General features: G+C 54.8%; 18 protein-coding genes and 1 tRNA gene. 11 read left to right on the top strand and 8 right to left on the bottom strand.

The window, feature by feature from the left end:
* Positions 1 to 239 precede the first annotated feature (239 nt).
* From rpmB to ACFIO0_RS13310, 3 genes are all read left to right on the top strand, one after another.
* Entirely contained in the window at positions 240 to 530 is a 291-nt protein-coding gene (gene rpmB, locus ACFIO0_RS13320; RefSeq protein WP_390910884.1) for a 50S ribosomal protein L28, read from the top strand.
* A gap of 107 nt (positions 531 to 637) precedes the next feature.
* Entirely contained in the window at positions 638 to 982 is a 345-nt protein-coding gene (locus ACFIO0_RS13315; RefSeq protein WP_390910883.1) for a hypothetical protein, read from the top strand.
* Between the two features lie 48 nt (positions 983 to 1,030).
* On the top strand, positions 1,031 to 1,507 hold the full coding sequence (locus tag ACFIO0_RS13310; protein ID WP_390910882.1) for a copper chaperone PCu(A)C: 477 nt from the start codon (positions 1,031 to 1,033) through the stop codon (positions 1,505 to 1,507).
* Between the two features lie 120 nt (positions 1,508 to 1,627).
* Here ACFIO0_RS13310 and ACFIO0_RS13305 read toward each other — a convergent pair whose 3' ends face one another.
* On the bottom strand, positions 1,628 to 2,515 hold the full coding sequence (locus ACFIO0_RS13305) for a LysR substrate-binding domain-containing protein (RefSeq protein WP_390910881.1): 888 nt from the start codon (positions 2,513 to 2,515) through the stop codon (positions 1,628 to 1,630).
* A gap of 169 nt (positions 2,516 to 2,684) precedes the next feature.
* Here ACFIO0_RS13305 and ACFIO0_RS13300 point away from each other — a divergent pair, with 169 nt between their 5' ends.
* Both ACFIO0_RS13300 and ACFIO0_RS13295 read left to right on the top strand, forming a co-directional pair.
* Complete coding sequence (locus tag ACFIO0_RS13300) at positions 2,685 to 3,074, top strand: nuclear transport factor 2 family protein (RefSeq protein WP_390910880.1); 390 nt, start codon at positions 2,685 to 2,687, stop codon at positions 3,072 to 3,074.
* Between the two features lie 49 nt (positions 3,075 to 3,123).
* Positions 3,124 to 3,363, top strand: coding sequence for a VOC family protein (locus ACFIO0_RS13295; protein ID WP_390910879.1), 240 nt, complete (start codon positions 3,124 to 3,126; stop codon positions 3,361 to 3,363).
* Positions 3,364 to 3,460: 97 nt separating this feature from the next.
* Here the strand turns inward: ACFIO0_RS13295 and ACFIO0_RS13290 are convergent, their stop codons facing one another.
* The gene (locus tag ACFIO0_RS13290; RefSeq protein ID WP_390910878.1) at positions 3,461 to 4,087 is read right to left on the bottom strand and encodes an NAD(P)H-binding protein; all 627 of its coding nucleotides are present in this window, start codon (positions 4,085 to 4,087) and stop codon (positions 3,461 to 3,463) included.
* A gap of 93 nt (positions 4,088 to 4,180) precedes the next feature.
* Here ACFIO0_RS13290 and ACFIO0_RS13285 point away from each other — a divergent pair, with 93 nt between their 5' ends.
* Positions 4,181 to 5,086 carry a LysR substrate-binding domain-containing protein gene (locus ACFIO0_RS13285; protein WP_390910877.1) on the top strand — a complete coding sequence of 302 codons (906 nt, stop codon included), beginning with the start codon at positions 4,181 to 4,183 and terminating at the stop codon, positions 5,084 to 5,086.
* Between the two features lie 25 nt (positions 5,087 to 5,111).
* On the opposite strand, the gene ACFIO0_RS13280 is transcribed toward ACFIO0_RS13285, so the two are convergent.
* On the bottom strand, positions 5,112 to 6,077 hold the full coding sequence (locus ACFIO0_RS13280) for a LysR substrate-binding domain-containing protein (protein WP_390910876.1): 966 nt from the start codon (positions 6,075 to 6,077) through the stop codon (positions 5,112 to 5,114).
* 247 nt (positions 6,078 to 6,324) lie between these two features.
* On the opposite strand from ACFIO0_RS13280, the gene infA reads away from it, so the two are divergent.
* The 5 genes from infA to ACFIO0_RS13255 all read left to right on the top strand — a co-directional run bounded on the left by infA (position 6,325) and on the right by ACFIO0_RS13255 (position 8,589).
* Entirely contained in the window at positions 6,325 to 6,543 is a 219-nt protein-coding gene (gene infA, locus ACFIO0_RS13275) for a translation initiation factor IF-1 (RefSeq protein WP_089270552.1), read from the top strand.
* A 60-nt stretch (positions 6,544 to 6,603) separates the two neighbouring features.
* Positions 6,604 to 7,182, top strand: a complete 579-nt coding sequence (locus ACFIO0_RS13270; RefSeq protein WP_390910875.1) for a Maf family nucleotide pyrophosphatase — start codon at positions 6,604 to 6,606, stop codon at positions 7,180 to 7,182.
* Positions 7,179 to 8,201: a ribonuclease E/G gene (locus tag ACFIO0_RS13265; RefSeq protein WP_390910874.1), complete on the top strand. Its 1,023-nt coding sequence runs from the start codon at positions 7,179 to 7,181 to the stop codon at positions 8,199 to 8,201. Before ACFIO0_RS13270 ends, ACFIO0_RS13265 begins: the two co-directional genes overlap by 4 nt.
* Positions 8,198 to 8,377: a DNA gyrase inhibitor YacG gene (locus ACFIO0_RS13260; RefSeq protein WP_390910873.1), complete on the top strand. Its 180-nt coding sequence runs from the start codon at positions 8,198 to 8,200 to the stop codon at positions 8,375 to 8,377. The genes ACFIO0_RS13265 and ACFIO0_RS13260 overlap by 4 nt, the downstream gene beginning before the upstream one ends.
* A 137-nt stretch (positions 8,378 to 8,514) precedes the next feature.
* A tRNA-Phe gene (locus ACFIO0_RS13255) sits at positions 8,515 to 8,589 on the top strand.
* A gap of 291 nt (positions 8,590 to 8,880) precedes the next feature.
* Here ACFIO0_RS13255 and ACFIO0_RS13250 read toward each other — a convergent pair.
* From ACFIO0_RS13250 to ACFIO0_RS13230, 5 genes are all read right to left on the bottom strand, one after another.
* The gene (locus ACFIO0_RS13250; RefSeq protein WP_390910872.1) at positions 8,881 to 9,894 is read right to left on the bottom strand and encodes a hypothetical protein; all 1,014 of its coding nucleotides are present in this window, start codon (positions 9,892 to 9,894) and stop codon (positions 8,881 to 8,883) included.
* Entirely contained in the window at positions 9,894 to 10,574 is a 681-nt protein-coding gene (locus ACFIO0_RS13245) for a hypothetical protein (RefSeq protein ID WP_390910871.1), read from the bottom strand. The genes ACFIO0_RS13250 and ACFIO0_RS13245 overlap by 1 nt, the downstream gene beginning before the upstream one ends.
* A 490-nt stretch (positions 10,575 to 11,064) precedes the next feature.
* Positions 11,065 to 11,355: a hypothetical protein gene (locus ACFIO0_RS13240; RefSeq protein ID WP_390910870.1), complete on the bottom strand. Its 291-nt coding sequence runs from the start codon at positions 11,353 to 11,355 to the stop codon at positions 11,065 to 11,067.
* Between the two features lie 80 nt (positions 11,356 to 11,435).
* Positions 11,436 to 14,564 (bottom strand): SNF2-related protein, encoded by a 3,129-nt coding sequence (locus tag ACFIO0_RS13235; protein ID WP_390910869.1) that lies wholly within the window; start codon positions 14,562 to 14,564, stop codon positions 11,436 to 11,438.
* Entirely contained in the window at positions 14,557 to 15,831 is a 1,275-nt protein-coding gene (locus tag ACFIO0_RS13230; RefSeq protein ID WP_390910868.1) for an EH signature domain-containing protein, read from the bottom strand. Before ACFIO0_RS13230 ends, ACFIO0_RS13235 begins: the two co-directional genes overlap by 8 nt.
* Positions 15,832 to 15,834 lie beyond the last annotated feature (3 nt).

Raw genomic sequence — 15,834 nt, 5'->3', positions numbered from 1 at the left:
CTTCAATTTGCGTCTAGATGTAGCGTGGCACCCTAGGGTATACAGGGGCAAGCGGGCATGCGATGTTCCGTTACGGCCTTTTTGCACGGATGAGGGATGCAAAAGGGTGCAATTCGGGTTGACCACCTGTGCGATTCCCCCTAAGTCGAGCGAACGAATTTCCGGGCACGGCCGTGGCTGCGCCCTTTGTCATTATCCAAAGACCGCTTTGGTTGTGACTGTAGCAAAAGGATGATCCCATGTCGCGTCGTTGCGAATTGACCGGTAAAGGCCCCATGTCTGGCAACAATGTCAGCCATGCGAACAACAAAACAAAGCGTCGGTTCTTGCCGAACCTGAACGATGTGACTTTGCAGTCCGAAGTTCTGGGTCGCGGCATCAAGTTCCGTATCTCTGCGGCTGCTTTGCGCACCGTTGACCACCGCGGTGGTTTGGACGGCTTCATGGCCAAAGCCAAAGTAGACGAGCTGTCTGACAGCGCGTTGAAAGTGAAAAAAGAGATCGCAAAAGCGCTGGCAGCCGCCGCTTAAGCCTGATCACTTGATCACGAAGATTTTAGACCTCGTCTGGCAACAGGCGGGGTTTTGTCGTTCATGTCGCAGTTGAAGTGCTGGATGGCACGGGGTAGTTTGGACCCATGAAGACGCACCGCAGTTTTGTCGCCATTTGCTTGGCCTTTGTGCTGGCCCTGACGGGGCAAAGCATGGCTGTGGCGCGTGGATCCGCCCCCGCTACGGGTCAGATGGTGCTGTGTACGGGCAGCGGCACAACCGTTGTTTACATGGACGACACCGGTGCGCCGACAGCTGCCCCGCATATTTGCCCCGACTGCACCCTGTCGCTGATTGCGGTCCACGACGCGCCTGTCACGCTGGCGGCACGCTTGTCTGAATGGGCGGTTCCGCGGCCAGCTACCCAGGCGATTTATGCCCAGCAACGCGCGGTTGCCTACTTGTCTCGGGCACCGCCTGCGTTGGTTTGATTTCGATCCGATCCCAAATCAAAACCACTCAGACAAAGGGCAGAACACATGTCTTTCAAAACCACATTCACCGCGGCCATGGCCGGAACGATCATGCTTGCTACGAGCGCTTTTGCGGACGGCATCATGGCCAAGGACCCCTACGCGCGGGCCGCGTCGCCTGCGGCCAAAGCCGGGGCTGCGTTCATGATGATCGAGAACCACACAGACACGGACGACCGGCTGATCGGGGTGCGATCTGATGCTGCCAAACGGGTCGAATTGCACACCCACATCGACAAGGGCGAAGGCGTCATGCAGATGACCCAGATCGAAGGCGGCATCGTTATTCCTGCGGGTGGTGCGCACATGATGCAGCGCGGCGGCGACCACGTCATGCTGATGGGTTTGAACGGACCACTGGTGCAGGGCGAGACGGTTGAGGTCACGTTAATATTCGAAAATGCGGGCGACGTTGTGATCGAAATTCCGGTGGATAACGAACGCAAAGGCACCCACGGATCCATGGATCATAAATCTGACTAAAGGCGCGGGCCGGATACGTCCGGCCTGTCCACCGCTCGATGGAGCGAGATCAAACACGTAACCGCTGCAAGCCTGTTTGGAGCAATCAAAAGTTGTCCGTGATTGCCCACCCAAAACTTATCAGGATGACGCCCAATTGAACTGTCGTAGGGCCTGTAGAATCGCCTGCAAGGAGGAATTGTCTGCGCGCCCAATTGTCGTCGCAACCGACACCGTGCGCACTAGTTTTGGATCTTTCAGTTTGATCTTTGTTATTCCGGGCAACGTGACCCATCGATCGGGAACAATCGCGACGCCCGCCCCTGCTTGGATCATGTTTTGAATCCAGTCTTCGTTGTCACTGCGCGCGAAAAGTTTGGGGACAAATCCGATTCGCTGCGATGCACTCAGAAAGAGGTGTCGAAATTCACATTGTGATCGGTCCAGATAGGGCCGGCGTGCTACGTCCTTTAGACCAACAGACGTGCGCCCTGCCAGTGGGTCGTCCGCAGCGCACGCTACAACCATGGTTTCGTTGTACAGGCGGGCATAGCGAAACCGCGTTTCATCCTTAACTGTGGCCCCAAGAATGGCGAGATCAATGCGTCCTTCTAGCAATGCCGGCGCGATTTCGGAGCGGGTGTAATCTTGTAGCTGGATTTCGAGTTTCGGATGGGCCTGCTGGTGTTCGGCAAGAAAGCCGGCAATCGGACTTGGTCCAACACTGCACATCACACCAATGCGCAGAACGGGGTTTTCTCCGCTCACCAGGGATTGCGCTGTTTGCTCGATGTAATTTGCGTTGGTGACAAGGCTTTCGAAGAGGCCGATCAGGGACGAGCCCAATTGCGTCAGATGCGTGTGGCGACCTTCGCGACGGATCAATTGGCCGCCGACCTCTTCCTCGAGCCGCTGGACAGCCTTTGTCAAAGCGGGTTGGGACATGCCCAGTTTTCGCGCGGCCTGAGAGATGTTGAGGGTTTGCGCGAGTGCCAGGAAATAGCGCACGCGTTTGAGGTTCAGATCCATGGGCTCTCTCGTTGGGTTGGCGTTTATGTCCGTCATCATAGCCATACTTGATAGGTATTAAATCCATACCCAAAAGATTTATCAGGATGGTCTATCTGTTCCTTCTAGGTCAGCGAGGACACCCGCCCAGCCTAAAGATCCAACTTACCTGAACCATTGGAGGCACATCATGCCAGTATCAAAATCAGACGCCGAGAGTTTTGCAGACATTAGGGCCGTCGCAGACGCCCTTAAGCCTTATATCGACAGCGCCACAACCGGTGATGGGGCCCATATTCGCACTGCATTTTACGATCACGCGCATATCGTTGGATCAATGGGTGGCACGTTCTACAACATGGACGCGGACAGTTTTCGCGATGCGGTCCAAGCCGGGGGCCCCTCTGGCGACGTCGAGCATCAGATCGCGTGGATCGACATCTCGGGTCCGGCAGCGGCTGCCAAGGTCGAGTTCGTGAACTGGCTTGGCAACCGCTTCACCGATTTCTTCGTGCTCTACAAACACGATGGCGCATGGAAGATCAGCGGCAAGGTCTACGACACACATTCCGGAAACTGACACGCGACGCTCGCCCAATTGCCAGACCTAAACATTTTGGAAAACACCTATGCCAGTTTCGCCTAAAATTGCCCCCAACCGATTGCTATTCACCATGTTGCGCGTGCGCGATCTGGAGCAATCGGTTGGTTTTTATCGTGACCTGCTCGGCATGACCGAGCTTGGCCGCGAAACCTATCCAGATGCCAAGTTCACAGCCGTCTTCATGGGATACGGCGAGTGCCGCAAATACACGCTGGCCCATATCGCTGACCCCGACGGCTACCGCATCGAGCTTTTGGAAAACTGACCCGATCCAGACCAGACCGACCCGGGACCACTCACACCACAAAAGAGGATTACGCTAGGGAGAGAAACGACGTTTTCCAAAATCGCTGCAATCACCGTTATGCTGTCGGCCCTGATACGCCGTAAACCTGACAGCCTGAGCAGGGGGTATGGATTTGATCGACAAGAAACCGGGCAAGAGCAATGCGCGAAACAGACGAGCCGTCCTTTGGCAGCACGCCACGTTCGGCGCGATATCTTGTTTCCTCGGCGTCGTGCAGGAAACCGCACCGCGCGACACTCACATCGAGGTTTGCGTTGCACAATTTCTGCTCCATACGCGTGGCACTTTGAACGATATTGTGCACGAGGATTGTAAGAACCCTGTCGATCAACCGTTGCGGCGGAAAGAGAAGCGCACTTGAGGTCACGGCGATTTTTTGCAGGCCAGTATCCCAAGCGGCCTCGACAATCGCATCCGCTGATTTCCAATAGATTGACGTCGCCTTTTTTGTCGGAGTGCGACCACCAAGCGTGGAAATTACGGCGTCTTGATCCCGAAACACTTTGGACAAGAATTCTGGGTCACACGGATCACCGACAGCAACCTGCAATTGGTCATGCTTGACCGTGGGGCGCTTGGCATCGGACCGCACAACCGCTGTGACGTTTGCCCCTCGGTCGCGCGCCTCTTGTACCACATGCCGTCCGGTCCGCCCATTCGCACCCAAAATCACCAGCTTCACATTCTCTCTCCTAACAGTGTCTGTGGGATAGACCCCCTCAGTCTTTGCACCAGAGAATAACCTATGCGCGGATTCGAGGTAAATTGAACAAACATGTTGTCCGAGTATGCAATTATTGCATACTCTAGCCGCGTGACGTTTGATTGGAATCTTGCAAAGACTTTCCTTGCCGTCGCAGATCAGGGGTCCCTTTCTGCAGCGGCGCGGACGCTTGGGCAGACGCAACCCACAGTCAGCCGACAGATCGCGGCGCTTGAGAAATCACTCAGCGTCACGTTGTTTGAACGCACCCGCCGGTCTGTTGAGTTGACGCAATTCGGCATCGAGTTGCTGGACCATGTGCGCGCAATGGCCGTTGGCGCGAATATGGTTTCGCTGGCGGCGTCGGGGCAATCGCAATCAGTCGCTGGTCAGGTGCGCATTACCGCATCCGAACTGATGTCGGCCTACGTTTTGCCACCCATCCTCGACGCGCTCAGCACGCAAGCCCCGGCGCTAGAAATCGACGTTGTGGCCGACAATAGCGTGCGAGACCTTGTGCGACGTGAGGCTGACATCGCGATCCGGCACGTACGCCCTGATCAGCCCAACTTGCTTATGCGGCGTGTGCGCGACGAGGTTATGCAATTCTACGCCAGCCCCACCTATCTTGGGGCATGGGGTGAACCGACAGTGGCCAACGTGTCTGACCACCAGATTATCAGTTATGTCGATGCAGAGCGGATGCTGGATTACTTGCGTCCTGCCGGGCTCGATCTCACAAAAGCGAATTTTCGCAGAACCTCGTCGTCGCAACTGGTGGCCTTGGAAATGGCACGTCGGGGAATGGGAATGATCATTGTGCCGGAACGGATTGCGCACGGGCTTTTCGACTTCAAACACATCCTAAGCGATTTAGAGAGCTTTCGCATACCGACATGGCTGGTCACGCACAGCGAAATGAAAACCAGCCGACGCATCAGATTGGTTTTCGATCATCTGGCCGAAAAGTTGTCGTGAAAGCTGCCGGTAGTGCCCGACGTCTTTACGCGTCCAAAATCCGCAACTCGCCTGCGAGCCACGGCAATTGATCCAGTGCGGGGTCGATGATGTGGCGCTGCACCAAACGGCGCATGGTTTGGGCGACGTCATTGGGCACATCGCCAGCCCAATCGGCGCTGGCATACAGCGTGATCTCGCGCGAGAACGGCTTGAAGGGCAGGGGCAATGCCTCGACCTCGTTGTGGAAGCGTTCGGCGCGCATGTAGCCCAGCGGCGTGGTCACGGTCCAGCCGATCCCACGCGCGACCATTGCGATCAAGGCAAGGTGGCTGCCGACCTCGAACCGGTGCGGGAAATCCAGTTTCTGGCGTTTCAGATGCGCCTCGATCTGGCGGCTGATCAGCTGATCCTGATCGTAACGGATGAACGGAATTTTGCTTAGCTCGGCCATCGCAGCGGCGGTGCTGCTGACCGTGCCTTTGGGCACCACCAAGATAAACGGGTCGCGCACAATCGGGTATTCCAGCACGCCGTCCATCATCGTGCCGGTGTTCGCAGAGATCGCCATGTGCAGCGATTTGTCCTCGATCGCCTTGGAGATTTCGTGGCTGGGCGCGGTGATCAGTTTGAATTTACAGCCCGTCAAACTGTCGGCCAGAATGGTCGCAAGGCGCGGCGTCAGGTCGTTGTCAAAGTCATCAATCAGTCCGATGCTGAGCGCCTTGAGGTGCGCCAGATCCATCACCGTCAGTTCGGTGTGCGCAAGGCGCAGCTCGGCCAACGCCGACTTTGCACGCGTCAAAAAGCTGTGGCCAGCAGGCGTCAAGCGCATGGGGCGACGGTTGTGTTCGATCAGTCCTGTGGCCAGCGCGTCCTCGAGTTTGCTGAGTTGTTGGCTGACGGCGGGCTGACTGAGTCCCGTCATTTTGGCCGTTTGCGCAACTGATCCACTGCTGGCCAAAGCTTCAAAAACCTCGAGCCCACGCAGTGTGACACCTTTTGCAATCATGGTTTCACCTGTATTTATTTGTGAAATGTTAATTTGATACGTAACAAAAGCTTTAAAAATTGACAAGCAGGCTGGCGTCATTTTGTTAAACGCAAATTCAATAGCCTCGGCAGTCTCATGGCCTGTGACGTGACGTGGCAGTCACAAAAGTGGATTAGCGCCGATTGTTCCCTTGAAACCTTAGGAAAAAGCGCTCATCTACAGCCTCGTCCACAGTTGGTGGGCGCAAATCCATGTAGGAGAAACCATGGCCAAGGAAGAATTGCTCGAATTTCCCGGTGTTGTGCGGGAACTCCTGCCGAATGCGACGTTTCGGGTCGAGCTGGAAAACGGCCATGAGATCATCGCACACACGGCAGGCAAGATGCGCAAAAACCGCATCCGTGTTTTGGCAGGGGACAAAGTCCAGGTCGAAATGACGCCGTACGATCTGACCAAGGGTCGGATCAACTACCGCTTTAAATAAACGTATGTCCACGTCCCGAAAAGTGGGCACCGGTTTTCGGATAAGATGTGGAATGATCGGATGAAGTTTATCTTAGGTTCAGGAAGCCCCCGCCGCCTTGAGCTGCTGGGGCAAATTGGCGTTGTGCCGCACGATGTGCGCGCCCCTGACATCAACGAAGATCCGATCAAAGCCGAATTGCCGCGCCCGTATTGTGCGCGCATCACCCGTGAAAAGGTGGCGGCGGTTCCTGCCGAGGTCGATGATATCGTGCTGTGCGCCGATACCACCGTCGCGTTGGGTCGTCGCATTCTGGGCAAGCCTGCGGATGCTGATGAAGCCGCGAAATTTCTGTGGTCGATGTCCGGCCGTCGCCACAAGGTGATCACGTCGGTCGCCGTCAAACGTGGCGATCAGGTCTGGCAAAAGGACGTGGTCAGCACGGTCCGCATGAAGAACCTCAGCAAGGACGAAGTCGCCGCCTACATCGCCTCGGGCGACTGGCAGGGCAAGGCCGGCGGCTACGGCATCCAGGGGGCCGCCAGCGCCTTCATTCCGTGGATCAGCGGATCGTTCACCGGCATCGTCGGCCTACCCCTGACCGAAACCGCCGGACTGCTGATCGCGGCCGGATACCCATTGTACAAGGACACGCCATGAAGGGCCGCACGATCATTTTGGACCATGTTCAGGACCGCGAAGCAGCGGCCTTGATGGTCGACGGACGTCTTAGCGATTTTCTGATCGAAGCAGATGCGCCAGCCCCCGGCACGATTTACCGCGCCATCGCGGATCGCCCCGTCAAAGGGCAGGGCGGCATGTTCCTGAAAACCCCTGATGGGTCAGCGTTCTTGCGTCAGGTCAAGGGCCTCGCGCCGGGTCAGGCGTTGCTGGTGCAGGTCACCGGATACGCCGAGCCGGGCAAAGCCATTCCGGTCACGCAAAAGGTGCTGTTCAAAAGCCGCTATGCGATCGTCACACCTGAGGCACCGGGGCGCAATATTTCGCGCAGCATCCGCGACGATGATTTGCGCGACACGCTGCTGCAAATTGCCGACGCTGCGATGGACGACACCGAGATGGGCTTGATCCTTCGTTCGTGCTGCGCGGCGGCGCCCGTGGACGACATCGGTGACGACATTGAAACCATGCTCGAGGTCGCAACGCGGGTGATGTCGGACGACGGCACAGAAATGGAAACGTTGCTGGGCGGCGATGGCCCCCATGTTTTAGCGTGGCGCGACTGGGTCGAACCGGCCGAAGTTGTCACCGCAGACGGCAGCTTTGACGATCACGGCGTGCTGGACGCGCTAGAGGACGCGCGCGGTGCCTTCGTCAGCTTTGGCAAGTCTGGCGGCATGTACGTCGAACCCACGCGCGCGCTGGTCGCTGTGGACGTGAACACCGGCGCTGACGTGTCGTTGGCGGCGGGCATCAAGGCCAACATGACCTGCGCGCGCCTGTTGCCCCAAGCGTTGCGTGTGCGCGGCCTTGCAGGGCAAATCACGCTGGATCTGGCCCCGATGCCCAAAAAAGATCGCCGCCCGTTCGAGGACGCCCTACGCGGCGCGTTCAAGGCGGACGACATCGAGACGGCTTTGGTCGGCTGGACGCCTTTGGGGCACTACGAATTGCAACGCAAACGCGTGCGTCTGCCTTTGGGGGACGTGCTGAAATGAGCTGCCCGATCTGCGCCCGCGACACCGATGCGAAATTCCGCCCGTTTTGTTCCAAGCGTTGTGCAGACGTCGATCTGGCGCGCTGGGTGAACGGATCCTACGCCGTCCCGTCCGAGCGCGAAGACGAAAACGACATCGATCTGGATCAAGAGATCGCGCGAGATTTACCGCACTGATCCGCCCCAGCCGTAGCTATATGGCGCTAATCGTTCCAAGTGATTTGAATGGCGTCAGATTTTTGCCGTTTTGGTCTGGACAGCCTGCCAGCTTCGGCCTATCACGCCCTCACCCAACCGCTTTTGCGGTTAAAGGTGCCCGAGTAGCTCAGGGGTAGAGCAGTGGATTGAAAATCCTCGTGTCGGTGGTTCGATTCCGCCCTCGGGCACCATTTAAATTTTATTTAATATCAGTTACTTGCGATGATTGCCTTTCAAGAGGCAATCTATGCTATTTGGTGTTGTTTTGCGTTCGTGACACACTGGTGACACAGACTGATCGGGCGTACCTTTTTCGATTTCTTGGAAATTAGACGTTCGGCGCTTATACGAAGTGCATTGTAAGGCAAGGCTGTTTCGGCCTCATAGCTTCGGGCGTTGCGACAAGATTCTATCTGTTTCTCAATAGTAGACGGCCTCTGCTTATCTGTGCGAGTGCCATGTGAAGAAGCAGATACGACAGCCTATCCGACAGGCATGACAATCAGAAAATGTTTTTTTGTTTCTTTAGAGGTGGCCTCAATATACTCACGCCCGCCGATCCCGGCCCCAAGGAGTGCCAATGACAGCGACTGTTGTTGGCTGAGACTGTCGATGGCACCTGCAAAGCCGTCTGCGACAAGGCCGAGGTGTTGAGCCGCTTGCCGGCGTTTGGAGACCGAGGCGATCAGATCGCCTTCAGTCGCGGCAACCAAGCGGGCCAGTGCGTCGGGGTTCAGTTGGTCCAGACACCTGAGGTTGTCGTTTATGTAGCGCCCCGCAAAATCACCGACATGGTCCAAGTCCTCCGAGACGAAGAGCGCCTGTAGCTCGGCCTCCTCGCAGAGCCATTTCGCTGAGCTCAAGGTCCAAATCAAATCCAGTCGCTCCACGGGAAGGGTGGTTGCCCTGCCAGGGGTCATCGCTTCCACCAAAAGATCAGAAAGCGTGCTCAGGTGGGAGGAAAATTGTCTTTGTAGAGAACTCGAAAGGGCAAGATAATCAGTTCGGGTGGCCACGCTATCAAGATCCTTGAGCGCAGCGCGGATTTCACTGAAAAGGCGGCGGAGTTCGGCCTCCTGAAACATCCTGCCGATCTCGCTGACTTCTTCGCGCAGATTTCCGAGGTGTTTTTCAATGGCATTCAGGCGCATGTTTATGATCGCGAAGCCTGCGACTGACACGCCGATCCCAATGCCTGTGAGCGCTATATTGGCGATCTGTAGATCTTGTAGCAGTCCCAAGCCCTGGCCCAACTTTTCGAGGGAAGTCTTGATTTGTTCGTTCTGTACGGCCCCGATGACTCCAAGGGGAGAAAAACCGCTTTGTGCCAGGGCTCCACGAGCCTGAGCAACCGCCTGGTAAAAACCTTGGGTGGGCTGGACATGAGCCAGAATCCTACCAGATGCGACCTCCTTGATGACGGCGCCAACAAGCTCAGCTTCGCCGGACGAAACCCGATTAACAATGTTGAGAGGTATGTCATAGAGAAGGGGCATCAAAAGGTCTCCAAACGGGCTTCGAGGCTGCGCAGTACAGCAACCTGGAGATCAGTTACGAGATTGCGCTCACTTGACACAAGCCCATGTCCCATCGCTGCGGTGCGAGCCCGTCGTTGAATGCGGGCGATGAGATTAGAGCGATTTCGGTCGCCGAGCCATTTGACACCTCTGCTGCCTGCAAACGTTGCTGCGGCAAGACCGGCACCGCCCAATGCGAAGACTGGCCAAGAAATCGTTGCCGTGGTGAAGACGAAAAAGGACGTCGTGCTCACCGTGGCAAGCGAGATAACGGAGGGTATCGCGGCCAGAGATGCGGCGAGTACCCCGGCTCCGGCGAGAGCTGGTCGCGCAACTCTTAAGGCTTCTTGGATAGTACCCTTTTCTGAGGAAGATGCAGCGAGCTCACCGATTTCTTTTTCGATCTGCGCCTCAATAAGATTGGCGGTTTGCGTCGCCCAAGGCATAAAGAGCCCTTTCCAAAGGGTGTCTGGAAAAATCTGTGCCTTACTCACAGCAATTGACGGCAGCGCAGCGATAGTTTTTTCAATATTCGCCATGAGCTCGGGGAGAGCTCCCTCCACAACTTCGGTAATTTGTTGGAAGCGCGCCTGCTTCCATCGGATCATTTCGAGTTCTGCAAAAGGGTCGATCTGCGAGTCAGCTTGTGGTGTTGTCATATCGAGTTTCGTTGGACTTGCTTTGGACTGATCATATCACGCACTCCTCAAGACATCGGCATGCGCCCTCTGGATTGGTTGCTTATCGTGTTCTCCCGAGGAACACTTCTCTCATCCAGAAATGACATATCATACGGGAGAGGGCAAACACGCTCTTCTAACAGTCGGTTACATTATTGATTACCGTTTCCGATTTACTTCATCGAAATAGTCGGCGACTTCAGTCACAAGAAATCTCGTGCTACAGTGTTCGCAGCGCGAGGTGCCAAGTTTTATTTTCTGTGGAAATGCAGGGTTTTGGCGGCACCACCTATCAATTGTCGCGCGAGATACGCCAAACAATCGCATGAGATCCTTTACTCTGCAGTAGGCGTTTTTTGAAAGCCAACCGGGCAGGTTTTCGTGTTCTTTTAACATGTCAAAATCCTCTATGTTCTGAGGTTGAGCTATGTCAGTGGTTTTTGGATAATAGGCCTAATGATCAAAAATCTCACTTTTTTGCATATTGGCTGGTTGATCTGGCATTGAAAGGATGTCTTCCAAGAGTCGCAGGACTCGAGGCAACGAGACTTGTCAGCTCCCAGGCGAGTGTCATTATACCATGCGAAAAGAGCATCCACGACGAAATGCTCTTTCCTCCGAACAAAGGGATATCGCCGATTTCGTCGATATCCCTGTCTAATTGAGCTTGTTTTTGCTCAGCCTCATGGTCACGTGAGATTGCATCAATGTTAACGTATCCATCCAGGTCCCCCACCCAGATATCACTATCATTGCTCATGCTGCCTCACTTGATGGGTTTTGAAGCCGCTCGTCTGCGGTCATTTCGACATTAATCATATATGTTATAAACCCTACTCATTATGGCATTGGCCAAGCTTTGTCGGCGTTTGCTTCCGTGGAGGCGAGGCCATCGCGTCGGTAGAGTTCTGCCATACAATCATTAAGTGATGTGTGAGTGCCTGCTGGCGGGTTCTGTGTCAGACCGTCCAAAAGAATAGATAGGTCTGCCTTGGTATCACCCATCGGCCAAAGCGCCTGTGCCGCCAGCCGACGTTTGCGTTGCATTAAGCTTTGAAGCAGGCAGTCAAAGCTTTGCGCCCCCAATCCCGGATGGATTGCCATAGGAACATGTACTTGCACTGGCTTGGTCTGGCCGATGCGATGAACCCTGTCATTGCATTGCTCCTCAACAGCAGGATTCCACCAACGCGATAGATGTATAACATGTGTGGCAGCCGTAAGTGTAAGGCCCGTACCGGCAGATTTCGGGCCAAGGATTAACATGTCGAAGCCGTCATCTTGCGACAGGTGGCGTTGAAATCGATTTACGATTTCTTGCCGGCGAGAAATTGGAGTGTCGCCGTTGATAACATCAATACGCTCCAGCCCAAGAAAATGCCGAACAATCTCGGCAAATCTGAATTGCATCTCGCGATGCTCAATAAATACAAGAACACGCTCCTTTCGCGATCTAATATTGTGCAAAATCTCCATCGTTGCATCAAGCCGCGCGCTCATCGCTACAAATTCGTCGGGAATTTTCACTTCAGATGGACCAGGATGAACCGAGACTGAACGAATATGATGCAGCATCCGTAGAGCAGCACCGGGTCCACCAGCTGACAGTTTTTGCTGAGCTTGATCGTAGGCCAGCGCCTGAACTTGCGGCATCAGTCTGGGGTGCAAGAACCTGCTTTTTGAAGGAAGTTCACGCGCAACTTCGTCTTTCAATCGCCGCAGTCCCAAAGGTGGATGATTTTCCTGTGGCTCGAAAACCCGACGATGTAGTTCCAACATATTATCTGCATCTGGTGGAGTGTACTGTTTTTTAAAGTCGGTTCCCGCGCCAAGCGAGCCGGGGGCAATTCTGTCCATAATCGTCCATAGGTCCATGGCCGAGTTTTCGATGGGCGTGCCGGTCAATCCAAGACGGAAATCAGCGTTCATGGCTTCGGCAGCTTTGGAGGCGAGTGTAGAACGGTTCTTGATGTTCTGTATCTCGTCCATGACAAGAGCTGAAAAGCGAATGCGTCCGAGCGAATGTTGGTAATTTGCCAAAGTCGTGTATGTGGTCAAAATCCAATAGCGGTGCGCGCGGCCGTCTTCAAATGCTTCATCCAGCCAATCGAAATCCAGCAGTGGCAGGCCTGTGTTGGTTTCGGTCCCTTGGGAACCGTTTTTCTTTTGTGTCGAAATCGACGATCCATAGAGCCGAATTAAAGTGCCAAAGCCGCGCGCAGCGACGTGGGTTTCGACCTCTTGTTCCCAGTTGCGCAAAAGGGATGTCGGTGCCACGATCAAGATCGGTCCACGGATCGCGGCGTCTGAGCTTTTCATGTGCTCTTTCAGCCATGCCAAAAAAGAAAGTGTTTGCAGCGTTTTGCCGAGCCCTTGCTCATCGGCGTTGAGTATTCCCGGCAATCCGCTTTGCCAAGCGCGAGTGGCCCAGTCAAAGCCTTCGGTCTGATGATTTCGAAGCGTCGTTGTGATCGTTTCTGGCAGGACAAAGGGCAGAGTAGGCGTGCGTGGCTCAAGTTCTGCATGCCAAGAAAGCTCTTCGAAATTGTCGAGCGTGTCGAGTATGATTGGGCCGATTGTATCGTCTGCGGTCTTCTCTGTACTTTCATCGCCGCCCATCTCTTCGCGGTCACGGCGATCTAACTCACCGGCCAAAGCGGCCAGTCGCCCATGTGTTACAGCAATGGTGTGCTCTTCGATTTGCGCGGGTGCGTCGCTATTTTTCTCCAAGACATCAGTCATGTGCGCATGTAAGTCACGCAGCGCTTGTACTGGCATATTACGGATCGTTTCTGTGACCGCGGCATCAAAAACTTCAGGCAACCAGGCTGTTCCACTGCTCTCGAAATCGGTGGGCGGCTTTTTATAGATTGTTGTCCCGGTCACGCGATCTGAATACTCACGGCTTTCGATTAATGCCGGGCCAGCGACAGACTCTACCAACTCTTCCTGTCCGATGGCATCAAGCCCTTCAAAGGCCCCTTGCTCAGACAAATGACGGTTCACCGCTTCGGTGATGTAAGCACGCGGATTTTCGACGAACGTGCGCCGTTCCTCCCTTGATGCTCTTTGTACACGTGCCATCTCTTCCAAGATTGGTGCGGCTCCTCGGTCAATTACCAAATACGCGTTGCTTCCAAGCTGATATGCTGGTCGGGGACCCCTGCTACGTAGCTTATGCTGGAACACTGCCAGCGCTTCACCATCAAGCTCTGAATCGGATTCCGAAATGTCATCTTCACCAAGGCCTTTTGATGCCAATTGTTCTGCGGAATAGGGCACAACTTCAAACTCACCCAGAGTGCGATCAGGGGAAATTGAAAACCGGTCAGCAATCCGCACTTCAAGACCGCGTAAAAAAGCGGTCATCGAAAGGCCCGCCATTTCTCGGTTCTCTGGCATTGTTTCGGGCACCATGTCTTCGGGTTCAAGCGCATGGCGAAATTGTGCCAAAGCCCGCCAGTGTGTTTCCATTGGCTGGCTTGCATCGAAGTCATCGGCAATATCAAGAGCGCGTTTCATCCACAACGGGACGCGTCGTTTGCCTTTTGAAGTGGTCAGAACTGACCCCATCCGCTTGGCTGTTTCGCGCTGTCCATGACGCATCCACTCGTAGTGTAACTTGAAATCCTGCCCGCCAAGAACGCCGGTTACATCCGTTTTAAGAGTAAACTCAACCGTAGGCGGCAGTCCGATGGCTTCTGCGGCAGCCGCCGACAAGCTTGCTGCAGCGTCGTGTGATAGTCGTAGATGGTCGTCGGTTATCTCTACGTCTTGCGGGTGCTGATCTTGCCAATTACGCAAATCCGCTATGGCAAACAGCAAGTCTCGATCGTTTTTACCCAGCTCAGTGAAGGAGCGTCGGTCATTTGACGAAATGAGACGTCTAATTATGCCATGTTTACCTTCAGGAAATCGGATTTCGACAGCGTCTTCGCCAAAGGAAGCGTGAGGGGTATTTTCAGACATGTTGTAGAACCCATTGTGACCAAGCAGAAATTGAATTGTGGGGTTTTGAGTTGCGGGCGCTGCGCATGATGTCATCGCAATAGTATTGCGATTGATAAAGTTTGGGTGCCATTGGATCATCTTGCCGGAATATGTGCGTTTTATAACTATGACAGCCGTCGACGACAATTTTGTTGCCAATCCGCATAATCAGCAAAGAGGTACTCCCTCCTCGATCTTGCTGACTTCCAAATTGTTGGCCCCGCGTTTGGCGATCATTCCGAATAAAGTTGTGTTGCGCATATCGGCGAGCGGATGCACCAAAAGCAACCCATGCCTCGTCGATGCGTTTGTCTTCGTCAAGTTGGAGCCAGAAGTCGCGCCGAGGCCCCCACATGTGGCTGTCCTGAGTTGCCGTAACCATATCACAGAAATATTTCATGTGCTGGCGTGTCAGCCAACGCAGCAAGATCTGTTTAAGTTCCGGGTCAAAGCCCGACCAGATTCCGCCGCGGTGCAAACGCGGATCATTATATGCGGCGACGATGGTCTCGCTGAGGTCCTGCCGGAGCGCCTCAGGCGGTGATTCAATTCGCCAAATGGCCAAAAGGGCCTCGATCGCAGACGCTGCACCAGTTTCTAAAACAGTGCCTCCTTTGGGCATCAGCCAATTGAATAGGCGCTGCCGCTCTTCGGCTCTCCCGAGCTTTTTGCTGATGCCAGCGATGAAAGCAATATGTGTAGATTGCATCAAACCCGCGCCGTGCGGGCTGCGCAATCCAAGTTCTCTCACCGCTTGGAACGGATCATCAGCCGCCAGCATGATAGCTGCCAACCTTACAGGTGCGAGGTCTGGTTTCAATAAGTCGGGCACGGCTACAAGTAATCGACTGTGTCGGGGCCCGAGATCATTTGCCCGGGTCTCGATAGCGCGTGCGAGGCGTTGAGTATGCACCAACTCTGAAGCAAAGCTGTCGATGTAGACGCCAAGCATCGCGTCCAGAAACGGCCCCGGCTGGCAAGCTGAGATTTCAGCAAGATAAAAATCTCTTACCAAGGCCAAATCATCACGGTTGCAACGCTCGGCGTCAAAAACGGCCACTGCCGCCGAAGCAATCCGCTGGGTGGTTATATCTTTCCAATCCCATTCACGCACTCGCCGGCACATGTCCTGTGCGATCTGCTCGCGTTCTTTGGGTTGCGGTGAAGAAACCGCATCAGGCCACCGCTGGATAACCCGCTCTATGCTACGTCGGACAGGATCGAGAGGGGGCAGGACACGGACCATTAA

Origin of the sequence: Pseudosulfitobacter sp. SM2401 (assembly GCF_042932805.1) — a bacterium.
Lineage (GTDB): Bacteria > Pseudomonadota > Alphaproteobacteria > Rhodobacterales > Rhodobacteraceae > Ascidiaceihabitans.
This window is presented reverse-complemented; position numbering and strand designations above follow the sequence as displayed.